This is a genomic window from Vibrio agarilyticus (genome assembly GCF_012641465.1).
GTDB classification, from domain to species: domain Bacteria; phylum Pseudomonadota; class Gammaproteobacteria; order Enterobacterales; family Vibrionaceae; genus Vibrio; species Vibrio agarilyticus.
In genome coordinates this window covers 22,090-41,196 of record NZ_JABAIK010000018.1, presented here as the reverse complement: position 1 = coordinate 41,196, position 19,107 = coordinate 22,090, and the positions used below count along the sequence as shown (strand labels likewise).

Annotated in this window: 17 protein-coding genes; 4 read left to right on the top strand and 13 right to left on the bottom strand. The window is 47.4% G+C overall.

What is annotated here, in order from left to right; all coding sequences use genetic code 11:
- Window positions 1-108: 108 nt before the first annotated feature.
- Window positions 109-840, bottom strand: a complete 732-nt coding sequence (trmJ, locus tag HGP28_RS15440; protein ID WP_168837369.1) for a tRNA (cytosine(32)/uridine(32)-2'-O)-methyltransferase TrmJ — start codon at window positions 838-840, stop codon at window positions 109-111.
- Between the two features lie 186 nt (window positions 841-1,026).
- Here trmJ and suhB point away from each other — a divergent pair, with 186 nt between their 5' ends.
- Complete coding sequence (gene suhB / locus HGP28_RS15435) at window positions 1,027-1,830, top strand: inositol-1-monophosphatase (RefSeq protein WP_168837368.1); 804 nt, start codon at window positions 1,027-1,029, stop codon at window positions 1,828-1,830.
- A gap of 210 nt (window positions 1,831-2,040) precedes the next feature.
- Here the strand turns inward: suhB and HGP28_RS15430 are convergent, their stop codons facing one another.
- The 6 genes from HGP28_RS15430 to queA form a co-directional block, all read right to left on the bottom strand.
- Entirely contained in the window at window positions 2,041-2,592 is a 552-nt protein-coding gene (locus HGP28_RS15430; RefSeq protein WP_168837367.1) for an isochorismatase family protein, read from the bottom strand.
- Between the two features lie 75 nt (window positions 2,593-2,667).
- Window positions 2,668-3,615 (bottom strand): protein translocase subunit SecF, encoded by a 948-nt coding sequence (gene secF / locus HGP28_RS15425; RefSeq protein WP_168837366.1) that lies wholly within the window; start codon window positions 3,613-3,615, stop codon window positions 2,668-2,670.
- A gap of 14 nt (window positions 3,616-3,629) precedes the next feature.
- Window positions 3,630-5,486, bottom strand: a complete 1,857-nt coding sequence (gene secD, locus HGP28_RS15420) for a protein translocase subunit SecD (RefSeq protein ID WP_168837365.1) — start codon at window positions 5,484-5,486, stop codon at window positions 3,630-3,632.
- Between the two features lie 22 nt (window positions 5,487-5,508).
- Window positions 5,509-5,838, bottom strand: coding sequence for a preprotein translocase subunit YajC (gene yajC, locus HGP28_RS15415; protein WP_168837364.1), 330 nt, complete (start codon window positions 5,836-5,838; stop codon window positions 5,509-5,511).
- Window positions 5,839-5,965: 127 nt separating this feature from the next.
- Window positions 5,966-7,105, bottom strand: coding sequence for a tRNA guanosine(34) transglycosylase Tgt (gene tgt / locus HGP28_RS15410; protein WP_168837363.1), 1,140 nt, complete (start codon window positions 7,103-7,105; stop codon window positions 5,966-5,968).
- A 55-nt stretch (window positions 7,106-7,160) separates the two neighbouring features.
- Entirely contained in the window at window positions 7,161-8,213 is a 1,053-nt protein-coding gene (gene queA, locus HGP28_RS15405) for a tRNA preQ1(34) S-adenosylmethionine ribosyltransferase-isomerase QueA (protein ID WP_168837362.1), read from the bottom strand.
- Between the two features lie 374 nt (window positions 8,214-8,587).
- Here queA and HGP28_RS15400 point away from each other — a divergent pair, with 374 nt between their 5' ends.
- Window positions 8,588-9,049: a CBS domain-containing protein gene (locus HGP28_RS15400; RefSeq protein WP_168837361.1), complete on the top strand. Its 462-nt coding sequence runs from the start codon at window positions 8,588-8,590 to the stop codon at window positions 9,047-9,049.
- A gap of 132 nt (window positions 9,050-9,181) precedes the next feature.
- On the opposite strand, the gene aceA is transcribed toward HGP28_RS15400, so the two are convergent.
- The 3 genes from aceA to HGP28_RS15385 form a co-directional block, all read right to left on the bottom strand.
- Complete coding sequence (gene aceA / locus HGP28_RS15395; RefSeq protein ID WP_168837360.1) at window positions 9,182-10,507, bottom strand: isocitrate lyase; 1,326 nt, start codon at window positions 10,505-10,507, stop codon at window positions 9,182-9,184.
- A gap of 281 nt (window positions 10,508-10,788) precedes the next feature.
- Entirely contained in the window at window positions 10,789-12,345 is a 1,557-nt protein-coding gene (gene aceB / locus HGP28_RS15390; RefSeq protein ID WP_439333866.1) for a malate synthase A, read from the bottom strand.
- Window positions 12,346-12,980: 635 nt separating this feature from the next.
- Window positions 12,981-13,886 (bottom strand): hydrogen peroxide-inducible genes activator, encoded by a 906-nt coding sequence (locus HGP28_RS15385; protein ID WP_168837358.1) that lies wholly within the window; start codon window positions 13,884-13,886, stop codon window positions 12,981-12,983.
- A gap of 198 nt (window positions 13,887-14,084) precedes the next feature.
- Here HGP28_RS15385 and HGP28_RS15380 point away from each other — a divergent pair, with 198 nt between their 5' ends.
- Window positions 14,085-14,693, top strand: a complete 609-nt coding sequence (locus HGP28_RS15380; RefSeq protein WP_168837357.1) for a peroxiredoxin C — start codon at window positions 14,085-14,087, stop codon at window positions 14,691-14,693.
- A gap of 264 nt (window positions 14,694-14,957) precedes the next feature.
- Window positions 14,958-15,707, top strand: coding sequence for a copper homeostasis protein CutC (locus tag HGP28_RS15375; RefSeq protein ID WP_168837356.1), 750 nt, complete (start codon window positions 14,958-14,960; stop codon window positions 15,705-15,707).
- 162 nt (window positions 15,708-15,869) lie between these two features.
- Here HGP28_RS15375 and phoU read toward each other — a convergent pair whose 3' ends face one another.
- Genes phoU through pstA form a run of 3 tightly spaced genes read right to left on the bottom strand, consistent with a single transcriptional unit; the run spans window position 15,870 to window position 19,092 of the window.
- Window positions 15,870-16,568, bottom strand: coding sequence for a phosphate signaling complex protein PhoU (gene phoU, locus HGP28_RS15370; RefSeq protein WP_168837355.1), 699 nt, complete (start codon window positions 16,566-16,568; stop codon window positions 15,870-15,872).
- A 32-nt stretch (window positions 16,569-16,600) separates the two neighbouring features.
- The gene (pstB, locus tag HGP28_RS15365; RefSeq protein ID WP_168837354.1) at window positions 16,601-17,419 is read right to left on the bottom strand and encodes a phosphate ABC transporter ATP-binding protein PstB; all 819 of its coding nucleotides are present in this window, start codon (window positions 17,417-17,419) and stop codon (window positions 16,601-16,603) included.
- Complete coding sequence (pstA, locus tag HGP28_RS15360) at window positions 17,419-19,092, bottom strand: phosphate ABC transporter permease PstA (protein ID WP_168837353.1); 1,674 nt, start codon at window positions 19,090-19,092, stop codon at window positions 17,419-17,421. Before pstA ends, pstB begins: the two co-directional genes overlap by 1 nt.
- Window positions 19,093-19,107: the final 15 nt, after the last annotated feature.

Sequence of the window (19,107 nt, the reverse complement as noted above, 5' to 3'; positions counted from 1 at the left end):
TGTTATGTAATGGTTACGATTTTTCCATAACCGACTAAAATGGTCAAGTTTTTATTTGACCACTTTAGTCAGGTATTCATCCCTTCTTATGACAAGGTCATTAACACATCATTTGGAATGACGAAATCGCTTTTCCACTGCCGTCAGCACGCCACGTAAAATATTCAACTCTTGCGCTTCAGGACGAGCGCGGCTGAATAAACGTCTCAATTTATTCATTACCTGGCCTGGTTGCTCTGGCTTAATAAACTGAGTTTCAAGCAATACCGTTTCTAAATGGTGATAAAAGCGTTCAAGTTCCTGATGACGCGGGTACTCGGTTTCTACATCGGCATGAAAATGCGCTTGCTCCTGCTCGAGATGAGCCACTCGCACTTCATAACACAAAGTTTGCACTGCCATGGCTAAGTTGAGTGAGCTATACTCTGGATTGGCTGGAATGCAAACGTGATAGTGGCATTTTTGCAACTCATCATTGGTTAAACCAGTACGTTCACGACCAAAAACGAGTGCCACTTTGTTTTGCAACCCTTCTTTGGCAAACTTCGCACCACATTCTCTTGGGGTGAGCATAGGCCACTCTAACGTGCGCGAGCGAGCGCTAGAGCCGACAACCAAGGTGCAATCTTCAACTGCTTCGTCAAGCGTTGCTACCGTCGTGGCATTTAGTGCAATATCCGAAGCCCCTGAGGCCATCGCAATGGCTTGAGCGTCAACCTCACATTGCGGATCAACCAGGACCAAATGTTCAATACCCATCACCTTCATCGCCCGCGCTGCAGAGCCAATATTGCCCGAGTGGGATGTGCCAACAAGAATGATTTTGACCTGATCTAACATAACCGCCCAAATGTAAGTAAAAAACCGACAAATAATACCATACAAAATCATTGAACCCTAGTATGACAGGGCTCCCCTCACTCCCTACTCAGGGCCGCTTAAAAAATACCCACTTCCTTTTTTGCTACGCTTTGGTATACTGCGCGCCGCTTTCTATCGTTCTTTAACATCCGTTGGGAAATTCGTATGCATCCAATGCTAAACATTGCTATTCGCGCTGCGCGAAAAGCAGGTAATCATATTGCTAAATCGCTTGAACACGCTGACAAAATTGAATCGTCACAAAAAGGCACTAATGACTTTGTGACTAACGTCGACAAAGAAGCTGAAGCGATCATCATCGATACAATTAAGAACTCTTATCCAGAGCACTGTATCGTTGCTGAAGAGAAAGGCCTTATCAATGGTAAAGATAAGGACGTTCAATGGATCATCGACCCACTGGATGGCACGACCAACTTCGTAAAAGGTTTACCTCATTTTTCTGTCTCTATTGCGGTTCGCATTAAAGGCCGTACTGAAGTTGCCTGTGTTTACGATCCAATGCTTAATGAGCTTTTCACCGCTCAACGTGGCTCTGGCGCGCAACTCAACAGCGCCCGTATTCGAATTCCACAACCAAAAGATCTTAATGGTGCGGTACTGGCAACGGGTTTCCCGTACAAGCAAAAGCAACATTCAGAATCTTACCTAAAAATTCTAAGTGCATTGTTTGTTGATGTGGCCGACTTCCGCCGCACTGGTTCAGCGGCATTAGACCTTTGCTACGTGGCCGCTGGCCGTGTTGACGGTTTCTTTGAGCTTGGTCTAAAGCCTTGGGATACCGCAGCAGGTGAATTGATTGCTCGCGAAGCTGGCGCTATCGTCACTGACTTTGCCGGTGGCGTGGATTACATGCAATCTGGTAACGTGGTGGCATCAAGTGCGCGTGGCGTTAAGATCATTCTTAAACATATCCGTGAAAACGGTAACGCTGCGATTCTAAAATAATTGCCGCTCACTAAGCGATAAGCTCAAACTACCTATACCCAAACCAATTAAAGATACAGGTAAGCGGCAAACGAGCAAAGCCTCTGAGCACTTCGTGAACATAGACAGACTATGTGATGAGGTTTGTGAGAGCCCGCCAACAACGCTGCAACTTCAAGTGGAAAGGGTATATGACAGCCTGCTATCAAAGCAGGCTTTTTTTATATCCATTTAATTCATTTGGCTGATTAAGGTCGCACTCTCTATGACTTCACCCAAACGCGGGAAAATATGCTCACAACTGTAGAGGTGATTATCAAGATGCACATCGGTCATCACATCGGTTAAACAAAGTACGTTATAGCCAAGATCAAACGCTTGCCTTGCCGTACTCTCAACCCCAATGCTGGTCGAAACACCTACCAGTGCAATTTGATTCACTCCGGCGAATTGCAACTGCTGATGGAGCGTCGATTGAGTAAATGCACCCCAGCAATGCTTGGTCACATAGATATCATCAGCCTTCAAAGGCAAGCGTGAGTCCAACTCACTCCAACGACCACTCATATCAACATGAGCCTGAACCTGATCGGTACGACCTGAAGGCCGCCCTGCCACATTCACGGCAACAACAGGTAACTCATTATGATGAAAGAGTGAAACAAGCTGCGCCGCTCTTTGCACCAAATGATCGGGATCGTGCGCCAAAGGTAAACTCAACACACCATTTTGAATATCAATCATGACCAAGGCCAAACGCGAATGCGCATTATGATGGGTCATCTTTACCTCCTCATCGAGTTGCCGCCAATAAAAAAAGCTACTGACTTGCAGTAGCTTTTTTGACTTTGATGAAGATTATGGCAGCTGATCGAGCTCTTCGCCTTCTTTTTCCACTTGAGGTGGCATCAAATGCTCACGCTTGATACCAAGGTGAAGTGACAATGCTGATGCCACGTAAATTGATGAGTAAGTACCAACGGTAATACCAAGCAATAGTGCCAGCGCAAAACCGTGGATCATCGCACCACCTTGAGTGAACAGAGCAATGACCACAAACAGCGTGGTTGCCGACGTGATAAGTGTACGGCTCAGCGTTTGTGTAATGGCGCTATTGAGTACCTCAGGAGCCTCATCTTTACGCATCTTGCGGAAGTTTTCACGAATACGGTCAAAAACCACGATGGTATCGTTGAGTGAGTAACCAACAACCGTCAACAAGGCTGCGACGATCGTTAAGTCCACTTCAATTTGTAAAATGGAGAATATCCCTAGCGTGATAATGATGTCATGAGCCAGTGCCATAACCGCACCCGCGGCTAGACGCCACTCAAAACGCATTGAGACATACATTAAGATACAAATCAGCGCGACCAAAATCGCAAGGCCACCCGCCTCAGCAAGCTCATCTCCGACGTTTGGACCGACGAACTCGATACGACGCATTTGAACGTCTTCACCTGTTCCGGTCTTAATTGCCGCAATAATTTGCGCGCCAAGTTGTTCACCTGCCACATTTTCACGTGGGCGTAAACGCACCATGACATCACGAGCGGAGCCAAAATTTTGCACCGTCGCATCACCAAAGCCTTCGGCTTTAAGGGCTGCACGAATGTTCTCTAAATTAGCCGGTTTTTCAAAACCGACTTCAATTAAAGTCCCACCGGTGAAGTCCAACCCCCAGTTCAACCATTTGGTTGAGAGTGAAAAAATCGAACCCGCAATCACAATAAGCGATAGTGCAAAGGCCGCCTTGGACCAGCGCATAAAGTCGATCGTTTTTTCTGCTTTAAGTAACTGAAACATAATGATACCTAACCTTAGATCGACAACTTATCGATGCGTTTACCGCCGTACAGAAAATTCACCACACAACGTGTACCCACAATCGCTGTAAACATCGAGGTTAAAATACCGATCGACAGCGTTACTGCAAAGCCTTTGATTGCGCCGGTTCCCACCGCAAACAAAATAATTGCCGTGATCAAGGTGGTAATGTTTGCATCAGCAATGGTGCTAAAGGCGTTGGCATAACCTTGATGAATCGCTTGTTGCGGGTTGCGACCTTCACGTAACTCTTCTCGAATACGTTCGAAAATGAGCACGTTCGCATCGACCGCCATACCGACCGTTAATACGATACCGGCAATGCCAGGTAGCGTCATCGTCGCCCCTGGAATCATCGACATGATACCGATAATCAGCACAAGGTTGGCCATTAATGCGAGGTTAGCAATCAGACCAAACTTACGGTAATAAACAACGGCAAACAGCATGACCGCAAGCATACCCCAAATACACGCTTGAATACCCATGTCGATATTTTGCTGGCCCATTGATGGACCAATCGTGCGCTCTTCTACTATAGAGATTGGCGCAATCAGTGCACCAGCGCGCAATAGCAGCGCTAAGTTATGCGCTTCTGCTGCGGAGTCGATGCCAGTAATGCGGAAGTTGCGTCCCAAAGCCGACTGAATAGTGGCTTGGTTTATCACTTCTTCGTGCTTACTCAGAATTACTTTACCGTCAGCATTGCGGCGACCACTGTCTTTGTACTCAGCAAATACGGTCGCCATGAGCTTACCGATATTCTTTTTCGAAAACGCCGACATTTTGTTGCCACCTTCGCTATCAAGCGAGATGTTAACTTGTGGGCGGCCATACTCGTCGACGCTAGAACTTGCATCAGTAATGCTTGCACCACTTAAGATCACACGTTTTTTAAGTACGACAGGACGACCATCGCGATCTTGTTTAATTTCGCTACCCGCTGGCGCGCGACCGTTTGCGGCTGCCGCAAGATCCGCTTTATCATCAACTTCGCGAAATTCAAGTGTTGCCGTAGCACCCAAAATCTCTTTTGCACGAGCGGTATCTTGCACACCCGGTAATTCGACCACGATGCGATTCGCACCTTGGCGCTGTACCAACGGCTCAGCAACACCCAACTCATTCACGCGGTTACGCAAAATAGTGATATTTTGCTCAACGGCGTAATTGCGAATTTCTTGCAAGCGAGCTTCGGTAAACATTGCAGTGATAGCAAAACGTCCTGGCTCATCACTTGCAGTAAAAATCATGTCTGGATGATTTTTTTCAAGTAGTGCTTGCGCTTGAGCTAACTGCTCAGCGTTACGCATCAAAACTTCAACACCATCACGCCCAATCGGACGAATCGCGCGATAGCGTAAACGCTCTTCACGCAGCTCGGTGCGAAACGCTTCTTCTTGCTGGCCGACCAACTTTTCCATTGCCGCGTCCATATCCACTTCCATTAAGAAATGCACACCGCCGCGAAGGTCAAGGCCGAGTTTCATGGGAGAGGCACCTATCGTTTCCAACCAATGTGGTGTGGCTGGCGCTAAGTTCAGCGCAACGATGGTGTTTTTGCCTAACGCTTCGCTGATCACATCGCGCGCACTGATCTGCGTGTCGGTATCATTAAAACGAACAAGAATGGTCCCGTTTTCCAGGGCCGCGGTCTTATAAGCAAGGTTATCTTTTTTGAGCGCTTGAGTGACGTCGTCCAGCGTGGCCATATCAACAGAGGCGCCACGCGCCCCTGTGATTTGAATAGCTGGATCTTCACCGTAAATATTAGGAAGGGCATACAGCGCGGCGACAGCTATAACAAGCATCACCATTATGTACTTCCATAACGGGTATCGATTTAACACAGCGAGGATCCTTAAGCCGTCTTTATAGAGACTTCATTGTGCCCTTAGGTAGCACGGCAGTAACGAAATCTTTTTTGATCACAACTTCGTTGTTGGTATTAAGTTCGATAGAGATGTAATCATTCTCTTCCGACACTTTGGTGATTTTGCCAACAAGACCGCCATTGGTCAGAACTTCATCACCTTTTGCCATCGAAGCCATCAAACTTTTGTGCTCTTTAGCACGCTTGGCCTGTGGGCGGTAAATCATAAAGTAGAAAATCACTGCGAACATGCCAAGCATGATCAACATTTCAAAACCACCACCTGGTTGTGCGCCTTCTGCCGCAGCGTGAGCCTGAGAAATAAACATGGAAATATCCTCGTTATTATTTGTATTGATAATTCTTGAAACTTGGGGGGAACCTTGTCACTTTTCAAGCGACAAAGGTCACAGAATCACAAGGTTCACCCAATTTTCACGCCAATGACGCAAAAAATTAATTTGAATCTTGACCCAGCGGCGGTACTTCACGATTACGTCGCGCGTAAAACTCTTCCACAAACTGGTCAAAACGATCTTCATCAATAGCACGACGAATGCTTTCCATTAAGCGTTGGTAGTAACGCAAGTTATGGATAGTATTCAATCGAGCACCCAAAATTTCATTACAACGATCTAAGTGGTGTAAGTACGACTTAGAATAGTGTTTGCAAGTGTAACAGTCACAATGCGGATCGAGAGGTGTTGTATCGGTTTTATGTACCGCATTGCGGATCTTGATCACACCTCCGGTCACAAAGAGGTGTCCATTGCGCGCATTTCGCGTTGGCATAACACAGTCAAACATGTCAATACCGCGACGTACCCCCTCAACTAAATCCTCTGGCTTGCCCACACCCATTAGGTAACGTGGCTTATCCGTTGGCAATTGTGGACAGGTATGTTCCAAGATGCGATGCATGTCTTCTTTTGGCTCACCGACGGCTAAGCCGCCAACAGCGTAACCGTCAAAGCCAATCTCAGTAAGACCTTTCACTGACACATCACGCAAATCTTCGTATACACCACCTTGAACAATACCAAACAAGTTATTGGGATTTTCTAATTTATCAAAATGATCACGAGAGCGCTGCGCCCAACGCAACGACATTTCCATCGATTTTTTGGCTTCATCGTGGGTGGCTGGGTATGGCGTGCATTCGTCAAAAATCATGACGATGTCTGAACCGAGATCTTTTTGAATTTCCATCGACTTTTCTGCGTCCATGAAAATCTTATCGCCATTAACCGGGTTGCGGAAATGGACACCTTCTTCCGTGATCTTACGAATATCGCCAAGACTGAACACCTGGAAACCACCAGAATCGGTTAAGATAGGGCCTTGCCAGTTCATGAAATCATGCAAATCACCGTGCATTTTCATCACTTCTTGGCCAGGACGCAGCCACAGGTGGAACGTATTGCCAAGCAAAATTTCAGCGCCCGTCTCTTTCACCTCTTCAGGTGTCATTCCTTTTACTGTGCCGTAGGTACCTACTGGCATAAAAGCTGGTGTCTGTACTGTGCCACGTTCAAACGTAAGCTGACCACGGCGTGCATTGCCGTTGGTCTTTTTCAAATCAAATTTCAGTTTCATGAAAGCTCCAAGTGTCAGAGAAACAGTCTGACTCAATTGTGGGGCAAACCCCGATTTACTGTGTTTGTTTGGTAATGAACATCGCATCACCATAACTGAAGAAGCGATATTGATTCGCCACCGCGTGCTGATACGCGGCCATAGTATGCTCGTAACCAGCAAAGGCGCTAACGAGCATGATCAGCGTAGATTCAGGTAGATGGAAGTTGGTAATCAACGCGTCCACCACTTGATACTCGTATCCTGGATAAATGAAAATCTCAGTATCATCAAAATAAGGCGCTAATGGCGTGCCTTGCTTCAACGCATGTTGCGCAGCACTTTCAAGTGAGCGTACTGAGGTCGTTCCAACCGCAATCACTCGGCCACCACGTGCACGTGTTGCCGCAATTGCAGCGACAACATCGTCGCTCACTTCCACGTATTCTGCGTGCATGTGATGCTCAAGGATGTTATCTACCTTAACGGGCTGAAACGTGCCTGCGCCGACATGCAATGTTACATACGCTAATTCGACGCCTTTGGCTTGAATTTGTTCCAACAACGCATCATCAAAATGCAAACCCGCTGTTGGCGCAGCCACTGCGCCGGGTTTTTGGTTATAAACAGTCTGATAGCGCTCTTTGTCAGCCTCTTCATCTGGGCGATCAATATAGGGCGGCAATGGCATGTGACCGATTTGCTCAAGAACCGACAGTACCGGGGTTTCACCTTCTAGCGCCAGTTCAAATAACGCATCATGGCGTGCAACCATTACGGCAGAGAATTCGTCCTGTTCACCAAGAAAAATCGTGCTACCCGGTTTAGGGGATTTAGAACAACGGACATGCGCCAGCAGACGTTTATCATCCAACATGCGCTCAACCAGAACTTCCAGTTTACCACCGGAGGCTTTGCGGCCAAACATGCGCGCAGGGATCACTCGAGTGTTGTTAAAGACCATAAGATCGCCCGGTTGAACCAAATCCAACACGGCTTTAAACGTGCTGTCGGTCAGCGCGCCACTGTTACCATCAAGTTGCAATAAACGGCTCGCAGTACGCTCCGCTTGGGGATAGCGAGCAATAAGCTCATCCGGAAGTTCGAAGTGGAAGTCAGATAGTTGCATGATACAGCTCTTGTCTCGTTGCCCAGCGCGCCGACTGGATGAAAATTTAGCGAGCGGCTAGTATAGGCCGCATCATTGCAATAGCAAGTGGTGCGGCGTTTCCAAGTGTAAGAATTTCGAACCCATATGATTATCGCCTAGCTCACGCCATGCCCGCCGCGCTTAAACGACCCCATATTAGTCAAATTGTTCGATCTGCACTTTCGCGCTCTCAAGCCAAATTGAACGGCTTCATCGTGATATTTTTTGCACAAGCGACAAAGTAAACTGCCGTCGCGATCTCATGACTTTTGTTGATGAAAATGAGCGAGATCCCAGTTATTTCGCCTTGGGCAAACTATAGTCAAATCAGACTCGCTGAACTCGGAGGTATTATGATTAAAGTGGCTGATTTAATGACACGCTCGCCGCATACTCTGCTGCGCCACCATACTCTGGCCGATGCAAAAAATATGATGACCGCGCTGCATATTCGGCATATTCCGATTGTGGATGCCCACCAGCATTTGCTTGGTGTGGTGACACAGCGTGACCTTTTGGCGGCGCAAGACTCAAGCCTTGTCCATCACTCAATGGATGACTCCTTTACTCAAAACACGCCGCTGTACGAAATTATGCATACCAATACTATCACCGCAGATCCTCGAGCAGGATTACGTCAAAGCGCCTTACAAATGCAAAAGCATAAAATTGGGTGTCTTCCGGTGGTCGAAAAAGGGCGCTTGGTGGGCATTATTACTGACAGTGACTTTGTCGCAATCGCTATCAATTTACTTGAACTGCAAGAAGAAAATGAACCCGAGGAAGTCGACACAGAGGCAGGCACATCTGTGTAATCTTATCTAAAAAAAATCACCCACTTGCGAAGGCTGACAAGTGGGCGAAGGTGAAACAACCTTAAAGGGCAACATTGGAAAGCGTTATCGACCATTAATTATTGATGGTCACGTTTGGCACTGTGGCCAGACTTAAAACTGATCTTCTTCGGTTGAACCTGTCAATGCAGTCACTGACGAGTTTCCACCTTGAATAATATTGGTCATCTTATCAAAGTACCCCGTGCCAACTTCTTGTTGATGCGCGACAAAGGTGTAGCCTTTTTCTGCGGCGGCAAATTCAGGACGCTGCACTTTTTCAACATAATGACGCATTCCCTCTCCTTGCGCATAAGCATGAGCCAGCTCAAACATGTTGAACCACATGTTATGAATCCCAGCCAAGGTAATAAATTGATATTTATAGCCCATATCAGCCAATGCTTGCTGAAATTTAGCGATTGTTTCAGCGTCTAAGTTTTTCTCCCAATTGAATGACGGTGAGCAGTTATAAGCGAGCAGTTGGTCTGGATGCTCCGCATGAATGGCTTCAGCAAATTTACGCGCCTCTTCCAAACACGGCGTTGCGGTCTCACACCACACTAAATCGGCATAAGGCGCGTAAGCCAAGCCGCGAGAGATCGCTTGATCAATCCCAGCGCGCACGCGATAAAAGCCCTCAGCCGTACGCTCACCCACAATAAAGTCCTGATCGTAGGGATCACAATCGGAGGTTAATAGGTCAGCGGCATTTGCGTCGGTTCGAGCAATCACTAGCGTTGTTGTTCCTGCGACATCGGCCGCAAGACGCGCCGCAACTAACTTCTGTACCGCTTCTTGCGTTGGCACCAGCACTTTCCCGCCCATATGACCGCACTTTTTCACTGAGGCGAGTTGATCTTCAAAATGAACCCCTGAAGCCCCCGCTTCAATCATGGCTTTCATCAACTCATAGGCATTGAGCACACCGCCAAATCCAGCTTCCGCATCAGCAACAATAGGAAGGTAGTAATCCACGCCTTGTTCATCGCTTGGTGTCACCCCGTTTGACCATTGAATTTGATCCGCGCGGCGAAACGCGTTGTTGATCCGTTTTACAACGGCAGGCACAGAATCTACCGGGTAAAGTGACTGATCAGGGTACATCGTTGATGCGGTATTATTGTCTGCAGCAACCTGCCAGCCAGACAAATAAATCGCCTCAATGCCAGCCTTAGCTTGCTGAACCGCTTGACCGCCGGTCAGCGCGCCAAGGCAATTAACATACCCTTTTTTAGCATCGCCATTGACCAGTTGCCATAGTTTATCGGCGCCGCGTTGCGCCACAGTATTTTCGGCCACAAACGAGCCTCGCAGTGATACAACCTCTTCCGCGGTATAAGGTCGTTTAACGTGCTTCCAGCGAGGATTGGTCGCCCAGTCGTGTTCTAAAGCGTCAATTTGCTGCTGTCGAGTCAGTGATGGGGTTGGCTGTGACATGGTGTCTCCCTTCGGTGTAATGCACTAAGTTGAAGCAGGCTATCTCCTGCACATCAAATAAGTGCGCCCTATTTTTCGCCCAGGCAGAACCGCTAACGCTACCGTAAGCACCCTAATGTGTCTTCTCGCGACCGATTTTTTTGTATACCCAAACAACTTGAAGATTCAGGTAGGCGACAAGCGAGCAAAGCCTCTGAGCATAGGTGAGCTATGTAATGAGGTTTGCGAGCGCCAGTCAACAACGCTGCAACTTCAAGTAGGACGGGTATAACCGCTTGGCACTAACTCAAATAGTCATAGCCAGGCTCTGTAAGAAAGTTGGTGAGCTCCGCACTGGTCGTCAGTTGCGTCATTAATTGCGCGGCTTCAGCAAATCGGCCCGCAGCAAAGTAAGCCTCGCCAACTTCCTGTTTAACCACTTCAATTTCTTCAACTAGGTAGTGGCAAAACAGCTCGTTGGTCACCACTTGTCCGTTGTCTAAGGTTTTTTGGTGTTGAATCCACTGCCAAATAGAGGTGCGTGAAATTTCTGCGGTCGCGGCGTCCTCCATCAGACCATAAATAGGAACGCAGCCGTTACCCGAAATCCAAGCTTCGATGTAGCGTAACGCCACTCGAATATTGTGACGCATTCCCTGCTCAGTACGCGGGCCTTCACAAGGAGCCAGCAGCATAGTGGCATCAATCGGCGCATCATCGTTTCGAAGCTCACTAAGCTGGTTTGGCGCGCCAGCCAAAGCTTCTTCAAAGACCGCCATCGCTGTATCGGCTAAGCCCGGATGAGCCACCCAAGTACCATCGTGGCCATTGCGCGCTTCAAGCCACTTGTCGTTGCGCACTTTCGCAAGTACGTGAGTGTTTTCATCAGCATCTTTGCTTGGAATAAAGGCGGCCATTCCCCCCATAGCAAACGCGCCTCGGCGATGGCATGTACGCACCAATAGACGGGAATAGGCATTCAGAAACGGTTTATCCATAGTGACCACTTGGCGATCGGGTAAGACTCGGTCAGGATAGGCTTTTAATGTTTTGATATAACTGAAAATATAATCCCAACGACCACAGTTGAGGCCGACAATATGTTCCTTTAGAGCAAACAGGATTTCATCCATTTCAAACACCGCTGGCAGCGTTTCGATTAATACCGTCGCCTTAATCGTGCCTGTTTCGAGACCAAAATAGCTCTCAGTAAAGTGAAACACCTCACTCCACCACTGCGCTTCTTGATGACTTTGCAATTTAGGCAGATAGAAATACGGCCCACTGCCTTTGTTTAACAGTGCGACGTGGTTGTTAATAAAGTAAAGTGCAAAGTCAAACAGCGCTGCGGGAATGGCAATACCGTCAAAATGGACGTGCTTTTCAAGCAAATGCAACCCACGAACGCGGCAAATAAGCACAGCAGGATCGGGATCTAATTGGTACGTTTTGCCTCGCGCTTCATCTTCAAATGCGATGGTTCCATTAACGGCATCGCGTAAATTGACTTGGCCATCAAGTACTCGATTCCATGTCGGTGCAAGCGAATCTTCAAAATCCGCCATAAAGACTTTCACTCTGGCATTTAGCGCATTGATCACCATTTTTCTGTCAGTGGGGCCCGTTATCTCAACGCGCCGATCTTGTAAGTCGGCGGGAACGCCTAGAATCTTCCAGCTCCCTTCGCGAATATCTTGCGTTTGTGGCAAGAGATCGGGTAAAGCACCGGCGTCAATTTTGCGTTGCCGACGCACGCGTTCTTCCAACAGCTGTGGCACTCGCGCAGCAAAATGTTGGCACAGAGTATTCAAAAAAACCTGCGCTGGCGCTTCAAAAATAGCCTGCTGCTCTGAGGTCATCGGCGCTTCTATGGTCAAAGTTGCCGCCGAAGTCGCGTGGTTACCGGGTGTTTTTTCAGGCATCATGGCTGTCATAAGCGTTCCTTGTTTATTTGCGTGCCGCTGTCATCGCCGATCATCAATCTCACAGCGCCTTTATCGGTCATCGTAATCGAAAAAAGTGACCTTAATTTTCTGTCGCTAAGTCATCTCAAGTCTAGAGGGAGAAGACGGCGAAAATCCAACCTAAAACGCAATTCGAAGCAATATTCGGTTCAGCCAAAAAACCATTTTTCGGCGCTTCAATAAACGAAATGACGTAATTAAGTTACAGCTGACAATGGCGAAGATGATGGTAATGCCGCTACTGTTTTGACAAATTGAGCGCATCCATTTTTAACCCGCTGAAATTGAGCATAAAGAAAACGTATTTTACGTTGAGAAAAAATGATATTGCGATAATGACCTGTGAACTTGACAGTGTGTAGTTTTTTGAATTTATGAAACCTTCACTCAAAGTTTCTTGTGAAATTTTACTAGTCAAAAATTACCAGCAAAATAAAAATCCAAAAATAGACTCAATATTAGATAGTAAAACTAGAGTTGAACACGAGAGCCTCATTCAAAGAGGCACTCACTATGGCAAACAAGAAGGGTCAAAGCAGCTCTTTAATTACAGATGCGAGCCGTTCAATCATAGCGGAGCGGGTTGAACTGGAGCGCCAGACCAAGCCAATATCACGGTAGGCCTTTTGACCTGGCGGATCAATAACCAGCAAGTTTTGATTATTCAAGAGGCCATGGTCAATCGCCATTTGGGGTATAAACGTCGTCCCCAGACCGTTGGCTACCATTTGGACTAGAGTATGGAGACTGGTTGCCGTGAAAGGATTAATTTTGGATTTTGTCGTCAAACGGCACGCCGAAACGGCATGTTCGGTAAGACAATGTTCCCGCTCAAGCAAGAATACCGACTCATCCGGTAAATCGTCATAACGGATCGGCACTGAAATACCATCGGCTTGATCGCGGCTAATGATCATTTTAAACGGATCCTGCCCAACAACCACGCTCGCTAATCCATCAATCTCAACTGGCAGCGCCAAGACTAATACATCCAGCTCACCGTGGCGCAGCGCCGTGAGTAAGTTGCTCGTTGTATCTTCTCGAAGCAACAAGTTTAATTGAGGAAATTGTCGATTCACCTCTTGCACAAGAGAGCATAATAAAAAAGGCGCAATGGTTGGAATGCACCCCAATCGAATGCGCCCTTCCATACCGTTCCCCTGACACAAACGGCCAATATCCACCAAGTCCTGCCCTTTCGCCAACAATAGACGGCCTTGTTGCACCACCATTTCGCCCGCTTCGGTAAACACTAATGGGCTTTTTTTGTCCTTTTTTTCATACAGCGGACAACCAATCAACTCTTCTAGATTTTGAATGCCTTTACTCAATGTCGATTGACTGACAAAGCAGCGATCCGCAGCTTCACTAAAATGTCGAGTTTCAAAAAGGGTCACCAAATAATGCAGCTGTTTCAGACTCGGCCATTTATTCATCGTTATATAAATACCTTACGTTAGGGTTGTGAGCGAGGTAACAAGCTGAATCATTATCGCTTTTTTCGATTAATTCAATCTATTTAATTCGCTTTTTTTCACCCTAAACTCTGTACTATAGTTTTTGGCGGTTCGTAAATGGACCGAATCAAGCTAAGCATTTATTTAGCACTCATAATTTTATTTAGGAGCAAAAAAATGGTACTCGTTGGTCGTCAAGCCCCTGATTTTACTGCTGCAGCTGTTCTTGGTAATGGTGAAATCGTTGATAATTTCAACTTTGCAGAGTTTACGAAAGGTAAGAAAGCCGTTGTTTTCTTCTACCCACTTGATTTCACATTCGTATGTCCATCTGAGCTCATTGCTTTTGATAACCGCTTTGACGATTTCAAAGCGAAAGGTGTAGAAGTAATTGGTGTTTCGATTGATTCACAATTCTCGCACAACGCATGGCGCAATACGCCGGTTGAAAACGGCGGTATTGGTCACGTTAAATACCCTCTGGTTGCTGATGTTAAACATGAAATCTGTAAAGCGTACGATGTAGAGCATCCAGAAGCTGGCGTTGCATTCCGCGGCTCATTCCTAATTGACGAAGATGGCCTAGTGCGCCACCAAGTGGTTAACGATCTTCCACTTGGCCGTAACATCGATGAGATGCTACGTATGGTTGACGCACTGAACTTCCACCAAAAAAATGGTGAAGTTTGCCCTGCGCAATGGGAAGAAGGCAAAGCCGGTATGGACGCCTCTCCAAATGGTGTGGCTGCGTTTCTTTCTGAGCACGCAGACGACCTAGCAAAATAAGCTGATACCCCGCTCAACGGGACATCGGTTGGACGCAATAAAATCAATGACGCAATAATGCGCAGCGCCAATCAGTCAGTAAAGTAAAGCCGAAATCAAGCCCGCAGTCATGCGGGCTTTTCTATGCGCCAAAAACGGTAAAATGTTGGCAAAACTTTACCTCTTTTCAACGTTCTATTTCACAGACCACACTCTTCAACATAGGTATTATCTGAAGCACATAAAATGGGGCGCAACGGCCAAAATCTTCTGAGAATGAGTTCTATGATAAAACATATCGAAGTGTGTATAGATAACCTTGAGTCACTGAGTTTGGCGATTGACGGCGGGGCAACGCGCATCGAACTCTGCTCGGCGTTAAGCGTGGGTGGCCTAACTCCCAGCGTTGGCTTTATGAATTGTGCGGCGAAAGCCAGTTCTGTCCCTGTCCACGCAATGATCCGCCCTCGTCAGGGCGATTTTCTTTATTCTCAAGCAGAAATCGAGCTGATGGTTGAGGATATACGCGCCGCGGCTCACGCCAAATTGCAGGGAGTCGTATTTGGCGTATTGACTCAAGATGGCACTATCGATAAAGACGCTAACGGGCACCTAATCGCTCTTGCGCATCGCTTAGGTTTGAGTGTGACCTTTCATCGTGCAATTGATCAATGTCGCGATCCCATTGAAGCCTTAGACTGGCTCATCGAGCAGCAATGTGAGCGAGTGCTCACATCTGGCCTAGCATCAAGCGCCATAAACGGCGTAGAAACCCTGGCTCAAATGGTCAATTTTGCCCAAGGCCGAATTCAAATTATGGCCGGAGCTGGAGTCAACCCAAGCAATGTCGCGACGCTGGTTGAGCGCAGTGGCGTGCAAGAGGTGCATCTTTCAGGAAAAGGAGAGCGCCCAAGCGCAATGGGCTACATTAGCGCAACCAGTAAAATGGGTTCAGAGGCGGTCGATGATTTCATTATTCCACTGACCAACCCAAACGTCATTGCCGCCACCATTGAGGCGCTGCGCGTAAAATAATGTCTGCCCTCGAACTCCGGTAGAAAAGAGATAAATCAACCACGTGAGAGTGCAATCGCGGTTGATTTATCCCAAAAGAACGAGGAGTTACAGGTAGGCGACAAACAAGCAAAGCCTCTGCGGCTTCAAGTAGAAAGAGGATACAAGCGGCTCAAGTGAGTATCATTTGATGATATCGTCAATCCCTTGCTCGGTCATATGACGAACGTCTTTGCCTTTCACAAAGTAAATGATGTACTCGCAGATATTTTGGCAACGGTCGCCTACCCGCTCAATCGCTCGAGCAGACCACATCACCTGCAAAATATTGGGAATGTGTTTCGGATCTTCCATCATGTAGGTCATCAACTGACGGATCACGGCCTCATACTCGGCGTCTAATTTATCGTCCATTTTATGCAGCTCAGCAGCAGCATCCACATCCATACGCGCAAAAGCGTCTAACACTTGGTGCAACATACTGATGGCTTGACGACACAATGGCTCAAGCGATACTTGAAAATGGCGTTCAGTCGAAGAGGGGCTTTCTATTGCCATGTAAGCAATTTTGGTGGCGACATCACCGATACGCTCCAGATCGGTGATCGTTTTAATGATCGCCATGATGAGCCGCAAGTCTTTGGCCGTCGGCTGACGTTTGGCAATAATGCGCGTACAGGCATCGTCAATCGAGACTTCCATCGCATTTACTTTATGATCGTCACGCACCACTTTACGCGCTAACTCAACGTCATCCTTATGCAAGGCTTGCATCGCAAACGACAGCTGCTGCTCAACCAACCCCCCCATAGTCAAAACATTGGTACGGATCGACTCCAATTCGACGTTAAATTGCCCAGAAATATGACGACCAAAGTGCATGTGTTTCCCTATTGTATTGAGCCGTCAGGCGATTACCCGTAACGACCTGTAATGTAATCTTCGGTTTGTGTTTTGCTTGGTGATGTAAATATGGTGTCAGCATCGGAATATTCAATCAACTTACCCATATGAATAAACGCGGTGTGATCACTGACTCGAGCCGCTTGCTGCATGTTATGTGTGACGATCACCACGGTGTACTGAGCTTTAAGTTCAGTGATCAACTCTTCAATCGTAAGCGTTGAAATCGGATCGAGCGCCGACGTCGGCTCATCCAATAATAGCACTTCAGGCTCAATGGCTATGGCCCGTGCGATCACTAGGCGTTGCTGTTGTCCTCCTGAAAGGCCAAAAGCGTTTTCATGCAGACGATCTTTGACTTCATCCCAAAGCGCGGCAGAGCGCAAAGAGCGCTCAACGGCATCATCAAGCAAGCGACTGTTTTTTACCCCTTGCAATCGTAAGCCATAAACCACATTTTCATAAATGGATTTAGGGAAAGGGTTTGGCCTCTGGAACACCATACCAACTCGACGTCGCAGCGTCGCCACATCCACACTAGGATCGTAAACGTTCTGCCCGTGTAATCGAACGCTGCCTGAAACCTTACAGCCTTCCACCAAATCGTTCATTCGATTAATGCAACGCAGCAAGGTTGATTTTCCACAGCCTGACGGTCCAATAAATGCGGTCACTCGACCTTTCGGAATGCGCATTGAAATATCATGTAATGCTTGCAGTTGCCCGTAGTGCAAACTCAGCCCCTCAATCGAAATGGCTGTTTGATCGTCGGTCAACTTATGCACATCAAGCAGTGGCGGAAAACTCAAAGAATTATCAAATGAGAACATCAGTCTTGCCCTAAAGTTCGGTATTTTTCACGCAGATTATTACGAATACTAATTGCGGTGAGATTGAGTGAGACTATCACTGTCACCAAGAGAAACGATGTGGCATACACCAAAGGACGGGCCGCTTCTATATTGGAGGTTTGAAAGCCAACATCGTAAATATGAAAACCCAGATGCATAAATTTTCGATCTAAGTGGACAAAAGGAAATTGCCCATCAACCGGTAAACTGGACGCCAATTTCACCACGCCCACCAGCATTAATGGTGCGACTTCACCCGCAGCTCGAGCGATCGCCAAAATCAGCCCCGTGATAATCGCAGGAGTTGCCATTGGCAACACTACTCGCCATAACGTTTCAAACTGAGTCGCTCCGAGTGCTAATGAGCCGTGGCGAACCGAGTTAGGAATGCGAGTTAACCCCTCTTCCGTCGTCACTATTACCACAGGCAATGTAAGTACCGCTAAGGTGAGCGCTGCCCATAATAACCCTGGCGTGCCAAAGGTCGGCGCCGGCAGACGCTCTGCATAAAAGAGTGAATCAATCGAATTGCCTATGGTGTAAACAAAAAAACCCAGCCCAAATACGCCATAAACAATTGATGGCACCCCAGCTAAGTTGATCACGGCAATTCGAATCACACGGGTAAACGCATTATTTTTGGCGTATTCGTGCAAATAAATTGCAGCAAGTACCCCAAGCGGCATGACGATTATCGACATGATAAGCACCAGCAGCACTGTGCCAAAAATGGCCGGTAACACGCCACCTTCAGAGTTAGACTCACGCGGCGCTTCGCTAACAAACTTCCAGACTTGTTTTGCCCAATGCACGATTTTATCGGCCAGCGTCATTTGATTTGGCAACCAAAAATCCAACATTTGATTGAGTGGGATCCCGACAATCTGACCACTTATATTTTCGACAAGCACCGCGTAACCCGCCAACTGCAATCTTAGCCCATCCAGTTGCACATCAAGTTGCTCAAGTGAGGTCTCAAGCGCCAGCTTGCGCTCATTATAGTGATTGAGATAATTCATGGTAACGCGTGAATTGAATTCACGCTTACGCAGCTCCAGACGCAATTGCTCCATTTGCCAACTGAGGGACTTCATTTCATCTTGAACAATGTCATCAATGGTCTCTCTCAACATATCGGCATAATCAAGCTTTTCTCGCAGCAGCGATTCGATATTCTCTCTTTCAAGCGTATTGCCGTCCTGGAACCCGACTAATCGGCCGTAATAATCGCCCCCTGACGTGCGCTCAATCACCGCCCAATCTTGGGCCATCACGGGGTCGCCTAGCTGAGCTTTAAGAACCGAAATAAAATCACTGGCGTAATGCTCACGATTGGCAATTTTGATGCTAAGGCGCTGCGCTTCTTCGACTTGATCAGCATAAAGTGTTTGCAGCGAGTGGGGTAACTGATCTATTGGCACTGAGTGGCCATCATAGAGTTGCCCTAACACATAACGGCGTTCAAAAGCCGGATCAGCAAGCGCGCCTGCGGGATGCTCAATCGACCACTGTAATAATGGCGCTGGCCAAAAAAAGGTCAGCCCTTTCCAGCCAATCAATAGAAGTAGCCCCAATACCGAGAGTAAACTGACGCTAACCGCACCACCAGTTAACCAGATCCAGGGTGCGCCAGAGCGAATCCAATTTAGCATGACTCGCCACCTGTT